Consider the following 21,032-nt stretch of genomic DNA (forward strand, 5'->3'; position numbering starts at 1 on the left):
GGCTAAAGCCGGTCCTACAAAGCTAAAGCCGGTCCTACAAAGCTAAGGCCGGTCCTGCAAAGAGAAAGCGGCTGATCTTACGCTGCAAATCCCATGGGGGTGCTGAATCTTCAGCAATCGAACGCATTCGTCAGCCAGTTCAGCGCGGGTGATGTGCCAGGGTCGCCATTGATCGCGACGACGTCGAAGCGACACGGTGAATCGGCCCAGCGCACCTCGCTTTGCAGAAAGGATTGAGCCGCCAGTGTGAGCTTTTCCTGCTTGCGAAAATCGACGCTTTCCAGCGCGCCACCCCAACCGGCGTGGCGACGATACCGAACTTCGACGAATACTACTGTATCGCCGTCGAGCATGACCAGATCAAGCTCGCCGCGTTTGCATGACCAGTTACGGGTAATCAGCTGCAATCCATGCTGTTGCAGGTGACGCAGGGCGTAGGCTTCGGCCTCGCGCCCTGCAGTTTGACGGGTGGTGCCTGAGGTCAAGGCGCGGTGTCCGGCAGGCGCTGAACCTTGCCATCCACAAACTCTGCCCATGGCAGCTGACGCTCGATGCGTTGGCCCTGACCGATCGCCAGGCTGCCGGACAGGCCGTCGATGCGGCTTTCAGGCAAGGTTTTCAGCTGAGTCAGTCGCGGCGCCAGACGGTACGCGTCGATGCCCATGGCGTAGAGACGGCCAAGGCTGCCGGAGGCTTGTGGCCATTGAGCGGTCACTTGCTGGCGCAGCGGGTCGTTGGCGTTCAGCAACCACGGGGTTTCGCAGAAGCGCACGCCGTTAAGGTCGTTGTACATCGCCGGGTCGCCGCTGTTGGTGAACAGGTGCGAAGTGGCATAGACCGGAACATCGCCAGCGTACTGGAAGACCATGGTCGGTTTGATCTGCTGAGCCTGTTGAGGCGTTGCAGCGAGGAACATGAAGTCCACGTCCTGGCGACGGGAAGGCTGAGCGGCCATCTGCGTGCCAGTGGCGCTTTGCACGCGCTGGGCGCGGCCTTCGCTGTTGCGCAGTTGGAACAGATCGGCGACCTGTTGAGCGAGTGCGACCGGCTGATCGATGCGCTCAGCACCCAGCAAGGTGCCACCTTTGGCCTGCCAGCTTTGACGGAAGGCCTCGAGCACGCGATCACCCCATTCGCCCTTCGGCACCATGGCAACCGCACTGCGCTTGCCATCGGCCCAGGCACGACGCGCCACTTCCCGGGCTTCGTCTTCAGCGGCGAGCCCAAACTGGAACAGCTCGGCAGGGCCTTGAGTGCCGGAATCACTGTAATTCAGCGCCAGCGTGGTAATCGGCAATTGAGGGCGAGCGCTCAGCTGTTTAACCAGCGGCTTCTCCAACGGACCGACCACCAGTTGCACGCCGGCCGCCTTGGCTTGCGCATAAAAGGCGTCCATCGAGGTCACGCGGGAACTGTCGAACACTTCGATCGCAGGTGGCTTCTCGCCGGCCTGCTGAGCTTGATAGTTCGCCGCCATGAAGCCGTCACGCAGAGCGCGGGAGACCGAGGCGAGAGGACCGTCCTGCGGCAGCAGCAACGCGATCTTGGTCAACGGCTGGCTCTTCAGGTCACGCAACTGCGCGAGGGCAGTCGGCAGCTGACGTGTCGCCGGGTGCTGCGGGTTCTGCGCTTTCCAGTTGTCGATGGCCGCCTGCTGCTGTTCCAGCGTGCCGGCGCCCTTGACCGCGCGGGCCAAGCTCAGCCAGCCGCCCATGTCATCGTTGGCCGAGCTTTGCTGCTGCTCGGGTGGCAGCGCGGCAACCAGCGTCCAGATAGCGTCGTTGTTGGCGTTCAGGGCGTCGCCTTGCAGCAACGGGCCCATGAACACGCGCTCGCTCGCGGCTGCGAGGGTCTGGCCGTCTGCCTCAAACGCCCGGGCGCGAACGGTGTGAGCGCGGGTTTGCAGGTCAACCGGCATTTCGCCCAGATGCTGCATGCTTGGATGGTTGAGAGCGGTCAGCGCGGCTTTCGGCTGGCTGCGACCCAATGCCAGTTCGGCGGACAGGGTGTTGGCGTAGATCTGTTTGTCAGTCTTGAGCTGGTCCATCTGCACCTGCTCAAGGATGCTCGCCGCGCGGCTCGGGTTGTTCTGGCGCGCTGCCAGGTCGGCCGCCGTCAGTTTCAGCAACGCTGCCTGATCAGGCGACTTCGCCGCAGCCGCCTGTTCGAGCAGTTGTTCGATGCTGGCATCGGGGGAGCGTGGCAATTCGCCAAGGCTGGAGGAGGGCGAACCGGCACAGGCAGCCAAGAGGGCAGCCAGGCAGAGGGCAGAGAACAGCCGCAGGCAAGCGATCATGTGTTTGTTCCTGATACTCGAGCAAATTAGCGTGGAAGTGTACCCAAGCACTGGCCGGGGCGCGACGTTGAAGGCGTTAAAGCGGCGATATTGATCGTCTCCAGGCGCGTCGGTTGACCTGAGTCGGACTGTCGCGCAGTCGCTGCCCTGTTGCTGGCGTTCGAGCTGCTTTTCTGGACTCACGGGGTGCGACATCCTGTTTTGTCGGCCGCAGCCTGTACAATGCAGGCTTTTACACAACATGAGGTGTGCGCTTTGACTGCTCCGGGTGCTTCGAATTCCACTACAGGCTCGCTTTATGTGGTGGCCACGCCGATCGGCAACCTGGATGACATCAGCGCCCGTGCCTTGAAGGTGCTGCGCGATGTTTCGCTGATTGCCGCCGAGGATACCCGCCACTCGTTACGGCTGATGCAGCACTTTGGCATTCCGACGCCGTTGGCTGCCTGTCATGAGCACAATGAGCGCGAGGAGGGCAGCCGTTTCATCACGCGCCTGCTGGCCGGCGATAACGTTGCGCTGATCTCCGATGCCGGCACGCCGCTCATTTCCGACCCTGGCTACCATCTGGTGCGTCAGGCCCGGGCAGCAGGTATTCAAGTCATCCCGGTCCCGGGCGCCTGCGCCTTGATCGCGGCGCTCTCGGCGGCGGGGTTGCCGTCAGACCGCTTTATCTTCGAAGGCTTCTTGCCGGCCAAGTCGGTGGGCCGAAAGGCGCGGCTCGAACTCGTCAAAGAAGAACCGCGCACGCTTATCTTCTATGAAGCGCCCCATCGCATTCTCGAATGCCTTCAGGACATGGAAGAGATCTTCGGCCCGGACCGTCCCGCGTTGCTCGGACGCGAGTTGACGAAAACGTTCGAAACCCTCAAGGGGCTACCGCTCTCCGAGCTGCGCGCCTTCGTTGAGGGCGACAGTAATCAGCAGCGCGGCGAGTGCGTGGTGCTCGTGGCGGGCTGGAGCGAGCCCGAAGGCGAGGATGTGATTGGCGCCGAAGCGCGGCGGGTGCTCGATCTGCTGCTGGAGGAAATGCCCCTCAAGCGTGCCGCCGCACTGGCTGCGGAAATCACCGGCGTACGCAAGAACCTGCTTTATCAGGTGGCGCTGGATAAACAGAAAGGCGTGTGACGGGATGTCGCGGGCAGCGTGGCAAATGGCCGGAAACCCGATTAAAGCTTGTTCTTGAGCCGTCGTCCCATTAACCTTGGCGGCGGAGAGTCGATTGGACAGTCGCTGCCTTTCATTGTTCTGCAATGAAGGGGGGAGGAAAGTCCGGGCTCCATAGGGCGGAGTGCCAGGTAACGCCTGGGGGGCGTGAGCCTACGGAAAGTGCCACAGAAAATAACCGCCTAAGCACTTCGGTGCCGGTAAGGGTGAAAAGGTGCGGTAAGAGCGCACCGCACGTCTGGCAACAGTTCGTGGCTAGGTAAACCCCACTCGGAGCAAGACCAAATAGGGTTCCAAGGCGTGGCCCGCGCTGGAACCGGGTAGGTTGCTAAAGATGTCCGGTGACGGCCATCGTAGAGGAATGACTGTCCTCGACAGAACCCGGCTTACAGATCGACTCTCCACCTCCTTTTCTCCCCCTCGTTTGTACGATTTATCCCCTCTGGTAATACCAAAAAAATCTTAAACCTTACAAATCACTTTAACTTCGAACGCCATCCGTTTGTTCGTCCTAGGAAATATCCGTAGGACCGATCCGAAATCCGCCACATCTCCTTCGTAAGTGCTCCTAAATATCCGTCCTATAAGGGTTTTCCTCGTGAAGTCGCCTTGACGGTGTGGTGGGCGCATTCCTATAGTGTGCGCAAGTGGCGGAAAGTGGCGTGAAGTGGGTTTTTTGACCGCAAAAAGATAATATTTGGAGATCGCGCCTGTGTTCCGTGGTGCAAACGCAATCAATCTCGACGCAAAGGGCCGTCTCGCTATGCCGAGCCGGTACCGTGACGAGTTGGATTCGCGTAGCGCCGGCCAGATGATCGTCACCATTGATACCGTCGACCCGTGCTTGTGCATCTATCCGCTTCCCGAGTGGGAGCTGATTGAGGCCAAGCTGCGCGAGCTCGCCACATTCCGTGAAGAAAACCGTCGTCTGCAGCGGCTGTTGATCGGTAATGCGGTGGATCTGGAGCTGGACGGCAGTGGGCGTTTCCTGGTGCCGCCACGTTTGCGTGAATACGCCAAGCTCGATAAGCGAGTGATGCTGGTAGGCCAGCTCAACAAGTTTCAACTGTGGGATGAGGACGCCTGGAACGCACTTGCTGATGCGGACCTTGCGGCCATTCAAAAACCGGGTGCGATGCCCGATGAACTGCGTGATTTGATCCTGTGACTACGAATAGCGGCTTTACCCACATCACCGTACTGCTCGAAGAAGCCGTCGAGGCTCTCGCGGTGCGCGCCGATGGCTGCTATCTGGATGGCACCTTTGGGCGTGGCGGACATAGCCGCCTTATATTGCAGAACCTGGGGCCGGAGGGTCGGCTTCTCGGATTCGATAAAGACCCCCAAGCGATTGCCACCGGGCAAACGCTGGCGGCCGAAGACGGCCGCTTTGTCATTGTGCAGCGCAGCTTTGCTGAACTCGGCGCCGAAGCCCAAGAGCGCGGTCTGGCAGGCAAGGTCAGCGGCATCCTGCTTGATCTCGGTGTTTCGTCGCCCCAACTGGACGACCCCGAGCGCGGCTTCAGTTTCATGAACGATGGCCCTCTGGACATGCGCATGGACCCGTCCCGCGGCGTCAGCGCAGCCGAGTTCGTCAACACCGCACCGGCCGAAGAAATCGCCCGCGTTTTTAAAGAATACGGCGAAGAGCGTTTTTCCCGCCGTATGGCCGGTGCCGTCGTGGCCCGCCGTGAGACTCAACCGTTCGAGCGCACCGGCGATCTGGCCGAAGTGCTGAAAGTCGCCAACCCGGCGTGGGAGAAGGGCAAGAACCCTGCGACCCGCGCCTTCCAGGGCCTGCGCATTCACGTCAACAACGAACTGGGTGATCTGGAAGCAGGCCTTGAGGCTGCACTGGAAGCCCTCGAAGTCGGCGGGCGTCTGGTGGTCATCAGCTTCCATTCGCTAGAAGACCGCATCGTCAAATTGTTCATGCGCAAGCTGGTCAAGGGCGAAGCCGACAACCTGCCGCGCAACCTGCCGATCCGTCATCAGGCTTTCGAGCCGCTTGTCAAGCTGATCGGCAAGGCGCAATTCGCGTCTGATGACGAAACCCGCGCCAATCCGCGTTCGCGCAGCGCCGTCATGCGCGTCGCGGAGAAACTCCGATGAGCCGCGGGTTCTTCAAACCTCTGCCGGGCGGCAGCTTCTTTATGCTGCTGCTGTACGTTGCCGTGCTGGTTTCGGCGATCGGTGTGGCCTACAGCGCGCACTGGAACCGCCAGCTGCTCAACTCCCTTTACGGGGAACTCAGCGTGCGCGACAAGGCGCAGGCCGAGTGGGGCCGTCTGATTCTTGAGCAAAGCACCTGGACTGCCCACAGCCGTATCGAAGCCCTGGCCACCGAACAGCTGAAAATGCGCATCCCGAACGCCGCCGACATCCGGATGGTGTCGCCATGATGAAACTCGAAGGGGCGCTCTACCCGTGGCGGTTCCGTGTCGTAGTCGGCCTGCTGTCGGTCATGGTCATCGCGATCTGCTACCGCATCGTCGACCTGCAAGTAATCGACCATCGTTTCCTGATCGAACAGGGCGATGCGCGCAGCTTGCGTACCGTTTCGATTCCTGCCCACCGTGGTCTGATCACCGACCGCAACGGTGAGCCCCTTGCCGTCAGTACGCCGGTCACCACCATTTGGGCGAACCCGTCCGAAATGCAGGCCGACAAGACCAAGTGGGTCCAGCTTGCGCAGGCTCTGGGGCAGGATCCCAAGGCGCTGACGGATCGCCTCAATGAGCAGGCAAGCAAAGAATTCATCTATCTGGTCCGTGGCCTGACCCCGGAACAGGGTCAGTCGGTACTCGATTTGAAAGTCCCGGGTGTGTACGGCAAGGAAGAATTTCGACGTTTCTACCCTGCGGGCGATGTCACCGCTCACATGGTCGGCTTTACCGACCTCGATGATCACGGCCGTGAAGGCGTGGAACTGGCGTACGAAGACTGGCTCGCCGGTGTCCCCGGCAAGCGGCAGGTTATCAAGGACCGGCGCGGCAGGATGATCAAAGACCTGCAAGTGAAGAAAAACGCCAAGGCCGGCAAGACCTTGGCTTTGTCTATTGACCTTCGCCTGCAATACCTGGCAACCCGCGAGCTGCGCAACGCCATCCAGGAAAACGACGCCAAGGCCGGCAGCCTGGTGATCATGGACGTGAAAACCGGCGAAGTGCTGGCGATGGTCAACCAGCCGACCTACAACCCGAACAACCGTCGCACCATGGTGCCGGCTGCGATGCGCAACCGCGCGATCATCGACGTGTTCGAGCCGGGTTCGACCATGAAGCCGATCTCCATGACCGCCGCGCTGGAAAGCGGTCGCTGGAAACCGAGCGACAAGGTCGAGGTGTACCCGGGCACGTTGCAGATCGGCAAATACACCATCCGTGACGTGACCAAAACCGAAGGCCCGATCCTCGACCTGACCGGCATCCTGATCAACTCCAGTAACGTCGGCATGAGTAAAGTGGCGTTCGACGTGGGTGGCGAAGCGATTTTCCACGCCATGCAGCGCGTAGGCCTGGGCCAATACACCGGCCTCGGCTTCCCGGGCGAGCGCGTCGGCAACCTGCCGAACTATCGCGAGTGGCGCAAGGCTGAAACCGCAACGCTGTCCTACGGCTACGGTCTGTCGGTGACGGCGCTGCAGCTGGTGCACGCTTACGCGGCACTGGCCAACAACGGCAAGATCGTCCCGCTGACCATTCTGAAGACCGACACGCCCGCCGAATCGGTGCAGGCTATTCCGGAAGCAACGGCCAAGACCGTGCAGGGCATGTTGCAGCAAGTGATCGAAGACCCGCGCGGCGTTTACCGTGCGCGGGTTCCGTCGTATCACGTGGCGGGCAAGTCCGGTACTGCGCGGAAAACCTCCGTGGGCACCAAGGGCTACGCCGAAAACTCCTACCGTTCGCTGTTCGCCGGTTTCGGCCCGATGAGCAACCCGCGTTACGCGATCGTTGTGGTCATCGATGAGCCGAGCAAGGGCGGTTACTTCGGTGGTCTGGTTTCCGCTCCAGTCTTCAGCAAGGTCATGTCGGGCACGCTGCGTTTGATGAACGTGCGCCCGGACAACCTCGCGCCGGTTCCGCCTGAACAGCAAGCCAACGCTGTGCCCGCCGCCGCCCCAGTCAAGGGAGGGCGTGGCTGATGTCTTTGAATTTGAGCAAACTGTTTGCGCAGTGCAACCGCGATCTGTTGATTCGCGAACTGACCCTGGACAGCCGCAAGGTGCGTCCGGGTGATCTGTTTCTGGCGATTCCGGGCCTCAAGGTCGACGGCCGTGAGCACATCACCGACGCCATTGCACACGGCGCGGCGGCCATCGCCTATGAAGCCGAAGGCGCCAAGGTGCTGCCGATCACCGACATCCCGATGATGCCGGTCAAGGGCCTGGCAGCACAGCTGTCCGACCTCGCCGGGCGCTTTTATGGCGACCCGAGCCGCAACCTGAACCTGATCGGCGTGACCGGCACCAACGGCAAAACCAGCGTGACTCAACTGGTGGCCCAGGCGCTGGACAAGCTCGGGCAGCACTGCGGTATCATCGGCACGCTGGGCACCGGCTTCTATAGCGAGCTGAAAAGCGGCATTCACACGACGCCGGATCCGATCTCCGTGCAATCGACCCTGTACGACCTGAAAAGGGCCGGGGCCAAAGCGGTTGCCATGGAAGTCTCGTCCCACGGGCTGGATCAGGGTCGGGTTACCGCGCTGGCTTTCGACGTGGCGGTGATGACCAATCTGTCCCGCGATCATCTCGATTACCACGGCACCATGGAGGCCTACGCTGCCGCCAAGGCCAAGCTGTTTGCCTGGAATGACCTGCGCTGCCGTGTGGTCAATCTCGACGACGGGTTTGGTCGTCAGCTGGCCGCTGCGCCGCACGCTTCGCGTCTGATTACCTACAGCCAGGAAGACAGCAGCGCTTACCTGTTCTGCCGCGATGCGCATTTCGATGACGATGGCGTACGCGCGACCTTGGTAACGCCTCAGGGCAGTCATGCCTTGCGCAGCAGCCTGCTGGGCCGTTTCAACCTGAGCAACGTGCTGGCTGCGGTCGGCGCGTTGATGGGTCTTGATTACCCGCTGGACGACATTTTGAAAGTACTGCCGACGCTGGAAGGCCCTGCTGGCCGGATGCAGCGTCTGGGCGGTGGCTCGCGTCCGCTGGTGGTGGTCGATTACGCCCACACCCCTGACGCCCTGGAAAAAGTGCTCGCCGCGTTGCGCCCACACGCAAAAGGTCAACTGACCTGCCTGTTCGGCTGCGGCGGCGATCGTGATCGCGGCAAGCGTCCGCTGATGGCCGAAGTGGTCGAGCGTCTGGCCGACAAAGTGCTGGTCACCGACGACAACCCGCGCAGCGAAGACCCGGCTCGTATTTTTGATGACATCCGTGCTGGATTCGTCTCGGCTAACGCAGTCGATTTCGTTGCCGGGCGCGGTCAGGCCATCGCGCAGATCATCGCCCAGGCGTCCGCTGCCGATGTAATCGTGCTGGCCGGCAAGGGCCATGAGGATTACCAGGAAATGAACGGACAGCGTCAGCCGTTTTCCGATCTGGAAGAAGCCACCAACGCGCTCGACGCCTGGGAGGCCGCACATGCTTAAGCCGCTTTCGTTCAGCGAACTGCTCGTGCCGCTCGACGCGCGCCGTGTGGGCCATGACTGCAGTTTTTCCGGTGTCAGCATCGACAGCCGCGCGATCACACCCGGCCAATTGTTCGTGGCGCTGACCGGCCCGCGCTTCGACGGTCACGACTACCTCGATCAAGTCGCTGCCAAAGGCGCAGTCGCCGCGTTGGTTGAGCGCGAGGTTGCGGGCAGTGCGTTGCCGCAATTGATCGTCACCGACACTCGCAAAGCCCTCGCGCAACTAGGCGCGCTGAACCGCAATGCCTTTATGGACAAGCCGGTCGCCGCGATCACCGGTTCCAGCGGCAAGACCACCGTGAAGGAAATGCTCGCGAGCATCCTGCGCACGCGCGGTCCTGTGTTGGCGACGCGCGGCAACCTGAACAACGAATTGGGCGTCCCGCTGACGCTGCTGGAACTGGCGCCGGAATTCGACGCTGCCGTCATCGAGCTGGGCGCATCCCGTGTGGGCGAGATCGCTTTCACGGTCAGCCTGGCCAAGCCCCATGTTTGTGTTCTGACCAATGCCGGCACTGCCCACGTGGGCGAGTTTGGCGGCCCGGAGAAGATCGTCGAAGCCAAGGGCGAGATCATCGAAGGCCTGGACGCTCGCGGCGTGGCGGTGTTGAACCTCGACGACAAGGCGTTCGACATCTGGGTGGCCCGTGCCGGCGCACGCAAGGTGTTGAGTTTCGCGCTTAAAAACAGTCATGCCGACTTCTATGCCAGCGACCTGGGCATTGATGCGCGTGGCTGCCCGGCGTTCACGTTGAACACCCCGAACGGCTCCGCACCGGTGCAATTGAATCTGCTGGGCACGCACAACGTTGCCAACGCATTGGCCGCTGCTGCTGCTGCCCACGCGCTGGATGTATCGCTGCCGGGCATCGTCGCCGGGCTCGACAACGTACAGCCGGTCAAAGGCCGCACCGTCGCGCAACTGGCGCCGAACGGCATGCGCGTCATTGATGACACTTACAACGCCAACCCCACGTCCGTGGCGGCCGCAACCGATATCCTCACCGGTTTCCCGGGCCGCAAGGTTCTGGTGCTGGGCGATATCGGCGAGCTGGGCGCCTGGGCGGAGCAGGGCCATCGCGATGTCGGCGAATACGCGGTCGGCAAAGTCGACGCGCTGTATGCCGTCGGTCCGTTGATGGCCCATGCGGTCAAGGCTTTCGGGCAGGATGCCCGCCATTTTGAAACTCAGGCCGAGCTGATCGAAGCGCTCGGCGCCGAGCACGATAAAAACACCACCATTTTGATTAAAGGTTCACGCAGCGCTGCGATGGAAAACGTCGTAGCGGCTTTATGCGGAACACGCCTGGAGAAACATTAATGCTGCTGCTGCTGGCCGAGTATCTGCAACAGTTCTACAAAGGCTTCGCGGTCTTTCAGTACCTGACCCTGCGCGGGATCCTTGGCGTGCTCACTGCACTGTCACTTTCCCTGTGCCTGGGCCCCTGGATGATCCGCGCCTTGCAGAGCAGGCAGATCGGCCAATCCGTGCGCAACGACGGACCCCAATCGCACCTCTCCAAGTCCGGCACGCCGACCATGGGTGGCGCGCTGATTCTGTCTGCAATCGGCATCGCCACTTTGTTGTGGGCCGATCTGAGCAACCGTTACGTGTGGGTCGTGCTGATTGTCACGCTGCTGTTCGGCGCCATCGGTTGGGTCGACGACTACCGCAAGGTGATCGAGAAGAACTCCCGCGGGCTGCCGAGCCGCTGGAAATACTTCTGGCAATCGGTGTTCGGCCTGGGCGCAGCGATCTTCCTTTATATGACTGCGCAATCGCCGGTGGAAACCACGCTGCTGATCCCGATGCTCAAAGACTTCAGTATCCCGCTGGGCATTGGCTTCGTCGTGCTGACCTACTTCGTGATCGTCGGCTCCAGCAACGCAGTGAACCTCACGGACGGCCTGGACGGTCTGGCGATCATGCCCACCGTGATGGTCGGCGGCGCGCTGGGGATCTTCTGCTACCTGTCGGGTAACGTGAAATTCGCGGAATACCTGCTGATCCCTTACGTGCCGGGCGCGGGCGAATTGATCGTGTTCTGTGGCGCGTTGATCGGGGCAGGTCTGGGATTCCTCTGGTTCAACACCTACCCGGCTCAGGTCTTCATGGGCGATGTCGGTGCACTGGCACTGGGCGCGGCATTGGGCACCATTGCGGTGATCGTCCGTCAGGAAATCGTCCTGTTCATTATGGGCGGCGTCTTCGTAATGGAAACCCTGTCAGTCGTCATTCAGGTCGCATCCTTTAAGTTAACCGGCCGCCGCGTTTTCCGCATGGCGCCCATCCATCACCACTTTGAACTCAAGGGCTGGCCCGAGCCGCGCGTGATCGTCCGTTTCTGGATCATCACCGTGATTCTGGTGTTGGTCGGCCTTGCCACGTTGAAACTGAGGTAGAACGAGTGTCACTGATCGCTTCTGACCACTTCCGCATCGTTGTCGGCCTCGGCAAGAGCGGCATGTCCCTGGTTCGCTTCCTGGCGAACCGGGGTGTGTCGTTTGCTGTCGCCGATACGCGGGAGCATCCGCCAGAACTCGCGACATTGCGCCGTGACTACCCGCAGGTCGAAGTGCGCTGTGGTGAACTGGACGTTGAGTTTCTGTGCCGCGCCGATGAGCTGTACGTCAGCCCCGGTCTGGCGCTGGCGACCCCGGCCCTGCAGCAGGCTGCGATGCGCGGCGTTAAGCTGTCCGGCGACATCGAGCTGTTCGCTCGCAATGCCAAAGCGCCCATCGTGGCCATCAGCGGCTCGAACGCAAAAAGCACGGTCACCACGCTGGTGGGCGAGATGGCGGCGGCAGCGGGCAAGCGGGTCGCGGTGGGCGGCAACCTTGGCACGCCGGCGCTGGATCTGCTCAGCGACGACGTTGAGCTGTATGTGATGGAGCTCTCGAGCTTCCAGCTGGAAACCACCGATCAGCTCGGCGCTGAAGTGGCGACCGTGCTCAATATCAGTGAAGACCACATGGACCGTTACAGCGGCCTGCCGGCCTATCACCTGGCCAAGCACCGGATCTTCCGTGGCGCGCGGCAGGTGGTGGTCAATCGTCAGGACGCGTTGAGCCGCCCTTTGATCGGCGAAGGCGTGCCGTGCTGGACCTTCGGTTTGAACAAGCCCGACAGAAACGGCTTCGGCGTGCGCGAAGAGAACGGCGAGAAGCATCTGGCCTTCCAGTTCGACAACCTGATGCCGGTCCGGGAGCTGAAAATCCGCGGCGGCCACAATCAGGCCAACGCCCTGGCTGCGCTGGCGCTGGGTCATGCGGTGGGTCTGCCGTTTGACGCCATGCTTGCCAGCCTCAAGACATTTGCCGGTCTGGTTCATCGCTGCCAATGGCTGCGTGAGCTCAACGGCGTGAATTACTACGACGACTCTAAAGCGACCAACGTCGGCGCCGCGCTGGCAGCGATTGAAGGTCTTGGTGCCGACATCGACGGCAAGCTGGTGCTGATTGCCGGCGGCGATGGCAAGGGCGCGGATTTCACCCCGCTGAAAGCCCCGGTTGCCGCCCATTGTCGCGCCGTCGTTCTGCTGGGCCGCGATGCGGATTTGCTTGCTGCGACCTTCGGCGATTCGGTGCCTCTGGTACGCGTCACTACATTGGAAGAAGCCGTGCAACGTGCTGCTGATATCGCGCAGGAAGGGGACGCCGTGTTGCTGTCGCCTGCTTGCGCAAGCCTGGACATGTTCAAGAATTTCGAAGAGCGCGGACAACTGTTCGCCCGGGCCGTGGGGGACTTGTCATGATTTTTGGCGTGATCAAGCCGTACCCGTCGCCGATCATCAGCGGCCGTGGTGTTGACGTCGATTTCCCGATGCTCGCCGGTTGCCTCGCGTTGCTGGGCCTGGGCCTGGTGATGATCACTTCCGCGTCGTCGGAAGTGGCTGCAGTGCAGTCGGGCAACGCGCTGTACATGATGACCCGTCACCTGATCTATCTGGTGCTCGGTCTGATCGCCTGCGTCGCGACCATGATGGTGCCGGTTGCCACCTGGCAGCGCCTGGGCTGGTTGATGCTGATCGGCGCGTTCGGCCTGTTGATTGCGGTGATCGTGCCCGGGATCGGGCGTGAGGTGAACGGGTCGATGCGCTGGATCGGCTTCGGCATGTTCAACGTGCAGCCGTCGGAAATCGCCAAAGTGTTCGTGGTGATCTTCCTGGCCGGTTACCTGATTCGTCGCCAGCAGGAAGTGCGCGAAAGCTGGATGGGCTTCTTCAAGCCGTTCATTGTGTTGCTGCCGATGGCTGGCCTGCTGCTGATGGAGCCGGACTTCGGCGCCACGGTCGTGATGATGGGCGCGGCGGCGGCGATGCTGTTCCTCGGCGGCGTCGGTCTGTTTCGTTTCAGTTTAATGGTGGCCCTGGCGGTTGCGGCAGTGTTCGTTCTGGTCCAGGCGCAGCCTTACCGGATGGCGCGCCTGATTACCTTCACCGACCCGTGGTCCGATCAATTCGGTTCCGGCTACCAGCTGACCCAGGCGCTGATCGCCTTCGGTCGTGGCGAATGGTTCGGCGTCGGCCTCGGCAACAGCGTGCAGAAGCAGTTCTACCTGCCGGAAGCACACACCGACTTCGTGTTCTCGGTACTGGCCGAAGAGCTGGGCGTGGTGGGTTCCCTCGCCACGGTCGCGCTGTTCGTGTTCGTCAGTATCCGGGCGATGTACATCGGCATGTGGGCCGAGCGCGCCAAGCAGTTCTTCGCCGCGTACACCGCGTACGGCCTGGCCTTCCTGTGGATTGGTCAGTTCCTGATCAACATCGGCGTGAACGTCGGTTTGCTGCCGACCAAGGGCCTGACCCTGCCGTTCCTCAGCTACGGCGGCAGTTCGTTGATCATCTGCTGCGCCAGCCTGGGTCTGTTGCTGCGCATCGAGTGGGAATCGCGCAACAACATGGGCAGTGAAGAGGCCGAGTTCCAGGAAAGCGACTTTGCCGAGGAGCCGACCCATGGCCGCCGGTAACGTTTTGATCATGGCGGGCGGCACCGGCGGACACGTGTTCCCGGCGCTGGCCTGCGCCCGTGAGTTCCAGGCCCGCGGTTACACCGTGCATTGGCTGGGCACACCACGCGGCATCGAGAACGAACTGGTGCCCGCCGCAGGTTTGAAGCTGCACCTGATCAACGTCACCGGTTTGCGCGGCAAGGGCCGGCTGTCGTTGCTCAAGGCGCCGTTCATGTTGATCAAGGCGTTGTTGCAGGCGCGCAAGATCGTGGGTGAATTGAAGCCGGTCTGCGTCGTCGGCTTTGGTGGCTACGTGACAGGCCCTGGCGGTCTGGCGGCGAAGCTGGCTGGCGTGCCGCTGATCATCCACGAGCAAAACGCCGTGGCGGGCACAGCCAATCGCAGCCTGGCTTCATTCGCCGCGCGGGTCTGTGAAGCGTTCCCGCAGACGTTCGCCGCGTCGGCCAAGCGTCGCACCACCGGTAACCCGGTGCGCGCCGAGTTGTTTTTCGAGACGCCGCGTCAGACGCTGATCGGTCGCCGGCCGCGTTTGCTGGTGCTGGGCGGAAGCCTGGGTGCCGAGCCGCTGAATAAATTGCTGCCAGAAGCCCTGGCGCAAGTGCCTGCCGATATCCGCCCTGAAGTGTTTCATCAGGCCGGCAAGCATCACGATGAAGTCACCGCCGAGCGTTACCGCGCCGCCGGTGTCGAGGCGCAGGTCGCCCCCTTCATCAAAGACATGGCCCAAGCCTATGGCTGGGCGGATCTGGTGGTCTGCCGCGCAGGTGCGTTGACCGTCAGTGAACTGGCGGCTGCCGGGCTGCCGTCGTTGCTGGTGCCTTTGCCCCACGCGATCGACGATCACCAGTCGCGCAACGCCGAATATCTGGCTCGCGAGGGCGCTGCCTTCGTCATGCCGCAAGCGACAACTGGCGCCGCCGAGATGGCCGCTCGCCTGAAAGAGGTTTTGATGCAACCCGAACAATTGAACCGTATGGCCGTCACGGCTCGCCAACTGGCCAAGCCTGACGCCACCAACACCGTCGTCGACATCTGCCTGGAGGTGGCCCATGGTTGAGAATCAACGCGCCATGCCACAGCCGGAAATGCGCCGCATCCGTCGTATCCACTTCGTGGGCATCGGCGGCGTGGGGATGTGCGGTATTGCCGAAGTGTTGCTGAACCTGGGCTATGACGTGTCCGGTTCCGACCTCAAGGCGTCGCCGGTGACCGAGCGTCTCGAGTCGTTTGGCGCGCAGATATTCATCGGCCACCGCGCCGAGAACGCCTCGACGGCTGACGTGCTGGTGGTGTCCAGCGCTGTGAATACCTCCAACCCGGAAGTGGCAACGGCCCTTGAACGTCGTATTCCTGTGGTGCCACGCGCTGAAATGCTGGCCGAGCTGATGCGCTATCGCCATGGCATCGCGGTCGCCGGTACCCACGGCAAAACCACGACCACCAGCCTGATCGCTTCGGTGTTCGCGGCAGGTGGCCTTGATCCGACCTTCGTGATCGGCGGCCGCCTTAACGCTGCCGGCACCAACGCTCAGCTCGGTACCAGCCGTTACCTGATCGCCGAAGCCGACGAAAGCGACGCCAGTTTCCTGCACCTGCAGCCGATGGTGGCCGTGGTCACCAACATCGACGCCGACCACATGGCGACCTACGAAGGTGACTTCAACAAACTGAAGAAGACCTTCGTCGAATTCCTGCACAACCTGCCGTTCTACGGTCTGGCGGTGGTCTGCATCGACGACCCGGTGGTGCGCGACATCCTGCCTTCGGTCAAGCGCCCGATCATGACCTACGGCTTCGATGACGCCGCCGACGTGCGCGCGATTAACGTGCGTCAGGATGGCATGCGCACTCACTTCACCGTGCTGCGCCGCGATCGCGATCCGCTGGACGTGTCCGTCAACATGCCGGGTAAGCACAACGTGCTGAACTCGTTGGCAACCATCGCCATCGCCACTGACGAGGGCGTGTCAGACGAAGCCATCGTTCAGGGGCTGTCGGGCTTCCAGGGCGTTGGCCGTCGCTTCCAGGTATACGGCGAACTGCCAGTCGAAGGCGGCAACGTCATGCTGGTCGACGACTACGGTCATCACCCGCGTGAAGTGGCTGCCGTGATCAATGCCGTTCGCGGTGGCTGGCCGGACCGTCGTCTGGTCATGGTCTACCAGCCGCACCGCTACAGCCGCACCCGCGATCTGTACGACGACTTCGTGCAGGTCCTCAACGAGGCCAACGTGCTGTTGCTGATGGAAGTCTATCCGGCCGGTGAAGAACCGATTCCGGGTGCGGACAGCCGTCAGTTGGCCCACAGCATTCGTCAGCGTGGTCAGCTTGACCCGATCTACATCGAGCGTGGCGTCGAGCTGGCACCGCTGGTCAAACCGCTGCTGCGCGCTGGCGACATCCTGCTGTGCCAGGGCGCCGGCGACATCGGCGGGCTCGCACCGCAATTGCTGAAAAGCCCGCTGTTCACCGGTGCCATCGTGGCCTCAACCGAAGGTAAGCTGAAATGACAGCCGCCCTGCAGTCCGCCCTGTTCTCGACGCTGGAGCCAAAAGGCTTCGGTCGCGTCGCCGTGCTGTTCGGCGGCAAGAGCGCGGAGCGGGAGGTTTCCCTGAAATCCGGCGGTGCAGTGCTTGAAGCCCTGCAAAGCGCAGGCGTCGACGCGTTCGGTATCGACGTGGGCGAGGATTTCCTGCAGCGGCTGGTCAGCGAAAAAATCGATCGCGCGTTCATCGTGCTGCACGGTCGTGGCGGCGAAGACGGCACCATGCAAGGTCTGCTGGAATGCCTGGAAATCCCCTACACCGGCAGCGGCGTCCTCGCTTCGGCGCTGGCGATGGACAAGCTGCGCACCAAGCAGGTCTGGCAGAGTCTCGGCTTGCCGACGCCGCGCCATGCCGTGCTGTGCAGTGAGGCGGATTGTATTTCTGCGGCGACGGAACTGGGCTTTCCTTTGATCGTCAAACCCGCCCATGAAGGTTCCAGTATCGGTATGGCCAAGGTGACCGGCGTCGACGAATTGATCGCCGCCTGGAACGCCGCCCGTACCTACGATTCGCAAGTGTTGGTCGAGCAATGGATTGAAGGTCCGGAGTTCACCATCGCCTCTCTGCGTGGGCAGGTCTTGCCTCCCATCGGTCTGGGTACTCCCCACAGTTTTTACGACTACGACGCCAAATACCTGGCTTCCGATACCCAGTACCGGATCCCGTGCGGCCTCGATGCAGCCAAAGAAGATGAACTCAAGGCACTCACGGCTCGGGCCTGTGAAGCGGTCGGCATTGCCGGCTGGGCGCGCACCGATGTCATGCAGGACGCCGACGGCAAATTCTGGCTCCTGGAAGTCAACACCGTGCCCGGCATGACCGACCACAGCCTTGTGCCCATGGCTGCACGCGCGGCCGGGCTCGATTTTCAACAGTTGGTGTTAGCGATTCTGGCCGACAGCGTCCAGGTGCGAGGGTAAATCATGCATGGCGCAACGGTTCGTCATCAGCAATCCGCCGCCGGCCGCAACAAGCCGGTGCCGCGTGGTGCCAGCCGCATGGTTGCCAAGGAGCCCATGTCGTCGCGCATGCCGCGGCCGAACTTCGGTTTCCTGCGCAGCCTGATGTGGCCGGTGTTGTTGGTCGTGCTGGGGTTCGGGACGTACGAAGCCGCCCAGCGTCTGTTGCCGTACGCCGACCGTCCGATCTCGCGGATCAACGTTCAGGGCGACCTGAGCTACATCAGCCAGCAGGCCGTGCAGCAGCGCATTGCGCCGTATGTGGCGACGAGCTTTTTCAACGTCGACCTGGCCGGCATGCGCACCGAGCTTGAGCAAATGCCGTGGATCGCCCACGCCGAGGTCCGCCGCGTCTGGCCGGATCAGGTGGTGATCCGGCTGGAAGAACAACTACCGGTTGCGCGCTGGGGCGATCAATCCCTGCTGAACAACCAGGGTCAGGCATTCACCCCGCGTGAACTGGCCAACTACGAACACCTTCCGCAGTTGTTCGGGCCTCAACGGGCTCAACAGCAGGTGATGCAGCAGTACCAGGTCCTGAGCCAGATGTTGCGCCCGTTGGGGTTCTCCATCGCTCGCCTGGAACTGCGTGAGCGAGGCAGCTGGTTTCTGACCACCGGCGCAGGCACTGCAGGCCCAGGCCTGGAGCTGCTGCTGGGACGAGGCAATCTGCTTGAGAAGATGCGCCGCTTTATCGCCATCTACGACAAGACACTGAAAGACCAGATCACGAACATTGCGCGAGTCGACCTTCGTTACAACAACGGCCTGGCCGTTGGTTGGCGCGAACAGGCAGCAGCGCCAACGACGGACAAACCCGCCGTCGCGAAGAATTGATAAGAGGCAGGACCCATGGCAAACGTGCAAAGCGGCAAAATGATCGTCGGATTGGATATCGGCACCTCCAAGGTGGTGGCGCTGGTAGGCGAAGTCGCGGCTGATGGCACGCTGGAAATCGTCGGTATCGGCACTCACCCGTCCCGCGGCCTGAAGAAGGGCGTGGTGGTGAATATCGAATCCACCGTGCAATCGATCCAGCGCGCCGTAGAAGAAGCGCAGCTGATGGCCGGTTGCCGCATTCACTCGGCGTTCGTCGGCGTCGCGGGCAACCACATCCGCAGCCTGAACTCCCACGGCATCGTGGCGATTCGCGACCGCGAAGTAAGCGCGGCCGACCTTGAGCGCGTGCTCGACGCTGCCCAGGCCGTGGCGATCCCGGCTGACCAGCGCGTGCTGCACACCCTGCCGCAGGACTACGTCATCGATAACCAGGAAGGCGTTCGCGAGCCACTGGGCATGTCGGGCGTGCGTCTGGAAGCCAAGGTTCACGTCGTCACCTGCGCGGTGAACGCCGCTCAGAACATTGAGAAGTGCGTGCGCCGCTGTGGCCTCGAAGTCGACGACATCATCCTCGAGCAACTGGCTTCGGCTTACTCGGTGCTGACCGACGATGAGAAAGAACTGGGCGTGTGCCTGGTGGACATCGGCGGCGGCACCACCGACATCGCGATCTTCACCGAAGGCGCGATCCGTCACACGGCGGTGATCCCGATTGCCGGCGACCAGGTCACCAACGACATCGCCATGGCGCTGCGTACACCGACCCAGTACGCCGAAGAAATCAAGATCCGCTACGCCTGCGCCCTGGCCAAACTGGCTGGCGCCGGCGAAACCATCAAAGTGCCAAGCGTCGGCGATCGTCCGCCCCGTGAACTGTCCCGTCAGGCCCTCGCCGAAGTGGTCGAGCCGCGCTATGACGAGCTGTTCACCCTGATCCAGGCCGAGCTGCGTCGCAGCGGCTACGAAGACTTGATCCCGGCCGGCATCGTGCTGACCGGTGGCACCTCGAAAATGGAAGGCGCGGTCGAACTGGCCGAAGAGATCTTCCACATGCCGGTCCGCCTCGGCGTGCCGCACAGCGTCAAAGGGCTCGCGGACGTCGTTCGCAACCCGATTTACTCAACCGGCGTCGGCCTGTTGCTGTACGGACTGCAAAAGCAGTCTGACGGCATCTCGCTGTCCGGCCTTTCCGGCTCCGGTAGCAGTTATAGCGATGAACCGAAGGCTCCAGTGTTAGAGCGTCTCAAGCGCTGGGTTCAGGGGAATTTCTAAGATTCAAAAAGTGGTAGGCAGGCAACAGGCGACATAAAACTAGAGAACTGAAGGAGAGGGAACATGTTCGAGCTCGTAGACAACATCCCACAAAGCCCGGTAATTAAAGTTATCGGCGTTGGTGGTGGCGGCGGCAACGCAGTCAATCACATGGTCAAGAGCAACATCGAAGGCGTCGAGTTCATCTGCGCCAACACCGATGCTCAGGCCCTGAAAAACATTGGCGCACGTACCATTCTGCAATTGGGTACCGGCGTCACCAAAGGCCTGGGCGCAGGTGCAAATCCTGAAGTCGGCCGTCAGGCTGCACTGGAAGACCGCGAGCGCATCGCTGAAGTGCTGCAAGGCACCAACATGGTCTTCATCACCACCGGCATGGGCGGCGGTACCGGTACCGGTGCTGCACCGATCATTGCCGAAGTGGCCAAGGAAATGGGCATTCTGACCGTTGCGGTCGTGACGCGTCCGTTCCCGTTCGAAGGCCGCAAGCGCATGCAGATCGCCGATGAAGGCATCCGCGCGCTGTCCGAAAGCGTCGACTCGTTGATCACCATTCCCAACGAGAAGCTGCTGACTATCTTGGGTAAAGACGCCAGCCTGCTGTCGGCTTTCGCCAAGGCTGACGATGTACTGGCCGGTGCCGTTCGCGGTATCTCCGACATCATCAAGCGCCCGGGCATGATCAACGTCGACTTCGCCGACGTACGCACCGTGATGTCCGAAATGGGCATGGCGATGATGGGCACTGGCTGCGCCAGCGGTCCGAACCGTGCGCGTGAAGCCACTGAAGCGGCGATCCGCAACCCGTTGCTCGAAGACGTGAACCTGCAAGGTGCTCGCGGCATTCTGGTCAACATCACCGCCGGTCCTGACCTGTCTCTGGGTGAGTACTCCGACGTGGGTAGCATCATCGAAGCGTTCGCCTCCGAGCACGCCATGGTCAAGGTCGGTACCGTTATCGATCCGGACATGCGCGACGAGCTGCACGTAACTGTAGTTGCCACTGGCCTGGGTGCAAAGATCGAGAAGCCTGTGAAGGTCATCGACAACACCATGCAGACCGCTCAAGCCGCACCTGCGCAGCAACACGCCGCACGCCAGGAGCTGCCTTCGGTCAACTACCGCGATCTGGACCGTCCAACCGTGATGCGCAATCAGGCACACGCGGGCGCAACAGCCGCGGCGAAGATGAATCCGCATGACGATCTGGATTACCTGGACATTCCAGCGTTCCTGCGTCGTCAGGCTGATTAATGGGTTCTATCAGGGGTATAAGGGTGATTGGTGTTCAGCAAAGGCGGGGTCTGCTATCATCGCCAGCCTTTGTT

At 61.9% G+C, this 21,032-nt stretch carries 18 protein-coding genes and 1 other RNA gene; 17 read left to right on the plus strand and 2 right to left on the minus strand.

The window, feature by feature from the left end; translation table 11 throughout:
- Positions 1 to 110: 110 nt before the first annotated feature.
- Together OKW98_RS06675 and OKW98_RS06680 are read right to left on the minus strand one after the other, a co-directional pair.
- Positions 111 to 485: a YraN family protein gene (locus tag OKW98_RS06675; protein WP_265388465.1), complete on the minus strand. Its 375-nt coding sequence runs from the start codon at positions 483 to 485 to the stop codon at positions 111 to 113.
- Complete coding sequence (locus OKW98_RS06680; RefSeq protein ID WP_265388466.1) at positions 482 to 2,296, minus strand: penicillin-binding protein activator; 1,815 nt, start codon at positions 2,294 to 2,296, stop codon at positions 482 to 484. Before OKW98_RS06680 ends, OKW98_RS06675 begins: the two co-directional genes overlap by 4 nt.
- Positions 2,297 to 2,518: 222 nt before the next feature.
- Here OKW98_RS06680 and rsmI point away from each other — a divergent pair, with 222 nt between their 5' ends.
- The 17 genes from rsmI to ftsZ all read left to right on the plus strand — a co-directional run bounded on the left by rsmI (position 2,519) and on the right by ftsZ (position 20,958).
- Positions 2,519 to 3,424: a 16S rRNA (cytidine(1402)-2'-O)-methyltransferase gene (rsmI, locus tag OKW98_RS06685; protein ID WP_416148434.1), complete on the plus strand. Its 906-nt coding sequence runs from the start codon at positions 2,519 to 2,521 to the stop codon at positions 3,422 to 3,424.
- Between the two features lie 86 nt (positions 3,425 to 3,510).
- An RNA gene (gene rnpB, locus OKW98_RS06690) (RNase P RNA component class A) lies at positions 3,511 to 3,868 on the plus strand.
- Between the two features lie 307 nt (positions 3,869 to 4,175).
- On the plus strand, positions 4,176 to 4,631 hold the full coding sequence (gene mraZ, locus OKW98_RS06695; RefSeq protein ID WP_192171890.1) for a division/cell wall cluster transcriptional repressor MraZ: 456 nt from the start codon (positions 4,176 to 4,178) through the stop codon (positions 4,629 to 4,631).
- On the plus strand, positions 4,628 to 5,575 hold the full coding sequence (rsmH, locus tag OKW98_RS06700; protein ID WP_265388467.1) for a 16S rRNA (cytosine(1402)-N(4))-methyltransferase RsmH: 948 nt from the start codon (positions 4,628 to 4,630) through the stop codon (positions 5,573 to 5,575). The genes mraZ and rsmH overlap by 4 nt, the downstream gene beginning before the upstream one ends.
- Entirely contained in the window at positions 5,572 to 5,865 is a 294-nt protein-coding gene (gene ftsL, locus OKW98_RS06705; protein WP_265388468.1) for a cell division protein FtsL, read from the plus strand. Before rsmH ends, ftsL begins: the two co-directional genes overlap by 4 nt.
- Positions 5,865 to 7,610, plus strand: a complete 1,746-nt coding sequence (locus tag OKW98_RS06710) for a peptidoglycan D,D-transpeptidase FtsI family protein (protein ID WP_265389666.1) — start codon at positions 5,865 to 5,867, stop codon at positions 7,608 to 7,610. The genes ftsL and OKW98_RS06710 overlap by 1 nt, the downstream gene beginning before the upstream one ends.
- A complete protein-coding gene (locus OKW98_RS06715; protein WP_265388469.1) occupies positions 7,610 to 9,073 on the plus strand; it encodes a UDP-N-acetylmuramoyl-L-alanyl-D-glutamate--2,6-diaminopimelate ligase in 1,464 nt (487 codons plus the stop codon). Before OKW98_RS06710 ends, OKW98_RS06715 begins: the two co-directional genes overlap by 1 nt.
- Positions 9,066 to 10,436 carry a UDP-N-acetylmuramoyl-tripeptide--D-alanyl-D-alanine ligase gene (locus OKW98_RS06720; RefSeq protein ID WP_265388470.1) on the plus strand — a complete coding sequence of 457 codons (1,371 nt, stop codon included), beginning with the start codon at positions 9,066 to 9,068 and terminating at the stop codon, positions 10,434 to 10,436. The genes OKW98_RS06715 and OKW98_RS06720 overlap by 8 nt, the downstream gene beginning before the upstream one ends.
- Positions 10,436 to 11,518, plus strand: coding sequence for a phospho-N-acetylmuramoyl-pentapeptide-transferase (gene mraY, locus OKW98_RS06725; RefSeq protein ID WP_265388471.1), 1,083 nt, complete (start codon positions 10,436 to 10,438; stop codon positions 11,516 to 11,518). The genes OKW98_RS06720 and mraY overlap by 1 nt, the downstream gene beginning before the upstream one ends.
- 5 nt (positions 11,519 to 11,523) lie before the next feature.
- Positions 11,524 to 12,870: a UDP-N-acetylmuramoyl-L-alanine--D-glutamate ligase gene (gene murD, locus OKW98_RS06730; RefSeq protein ID WP_265388472.1), complete on the plus strand. Its 1,347-nt coding sequence runs from the start codon at positions 11,524 to 11,526 to the stop codon at positions 12,868 to 12,870.
- Positions 12,867 to 14,084 (plus strand): putative lipid II flippase FtsW, encoded by a 1,218-nt coding sequence (gene ftsW, locus OKW98_RS06735; protein ID WP_416148115.1) that lies wholly within the window; start codon positions 12,867 to 12,869, stop codon positions 14,082 to 14,084. The genes murD and ftsW overlap by 4 nt, the downstream gene beginning before the upstream one ends.
- Positions 14,071 to 15,144, plus strand: coding sequence for an undecaprenyldiphospho-muramoylpentapeptide beta-N-acetylglucosaminyltransferase (gene murG / locus OKW98_RS06740; RefSeq protein ID WP_265388473.1), 1,074 nt, complete (start codon positions 14,071 to 14,073; stop codon positions 15,142 to 15,144). The genes ftsW and murG overlap by 14 nt, the downstream gene beginning before the upstream one ends.
- Positions 15,137 to 16,597, plus strand: a complete 1,461-nt coding sequence (murC, locus tag OKW98_RS06745; RefSeq protein ID WP_265388474.1) for a UDP-N-acetylmuramate--L-alanine ligase — start codon at positions 15,137 to 15,139, stop codon at positions 16,595 to 16,597. Before murG ends, murC begins: the two co-directional genes overlap by 8 nt.
- Positions 16,594 to 17,553, plus strand: coding sequence for a D-alanine--D-alanine ligase (locus OKW98_RS06750; protein WP_265388475.1), 960 nt, complete (start codon positions 16,594 to 16,596; stop codon positions 17,551 to 17,553). The genes murC and OKW98_RS06750 overlap by 4 nt, the downstream gene beginning before the upstream one ends.
- Positions 17,554 to 17,556: 3 nt before the next feature.
- On the plus strand, positions 17,557 to 18,429 hold the full coding sequence (locus OKW98_RS06755) for a cell division protein FtsQ/DivIB (RefSeq protein WP_133772219.1): 873 nt from the start codon (positions 17,557 to 17,559) through the stop codon (positions 18,427 to 18,429).
- 15 nt (positions 18,430 to 18,444) lie between these two features.
- Positions 18,445 to 19,704 carry a cell division protein FtsA gene (gene ftsA, locus OKW98_RS06760; protein ID WP_265388476.1) on the plus strand — a complete coding sequence of 420 codons (1,260 nt, stop codon included), beginning with the start codon at positions 18,445 to 18,447 and terminating at the stop codon, positions 19,702 to 19,704.
- A 63-nt stretch (positions 19,705 to 19,767) separates the two neighbouring features.
- Positions 19,768 to 20,958, plus strand: a complete 1,191-nt coding sequence (gene ftsZ / locus OKW98_RS06765) for a cell division protein FtsZ (protein ID WP_265388477.1) — start codon at positions 19,768 to 19,770, stop codon at positions 20,956 to 20,958.
- Positions 20,959 to 21,032: the final 74 nt, after the last annotated feature.

Origin of the sequence: Pseudomonas sp. KU26590 (assembly GCF_026153515.1) — a bacterium.
Lineage (GTDB): Bacteria > Pseudomonadota > Gammaproteobacteria > Pseudomonadales > Pseudomonadaceae > Aquipseudomonas.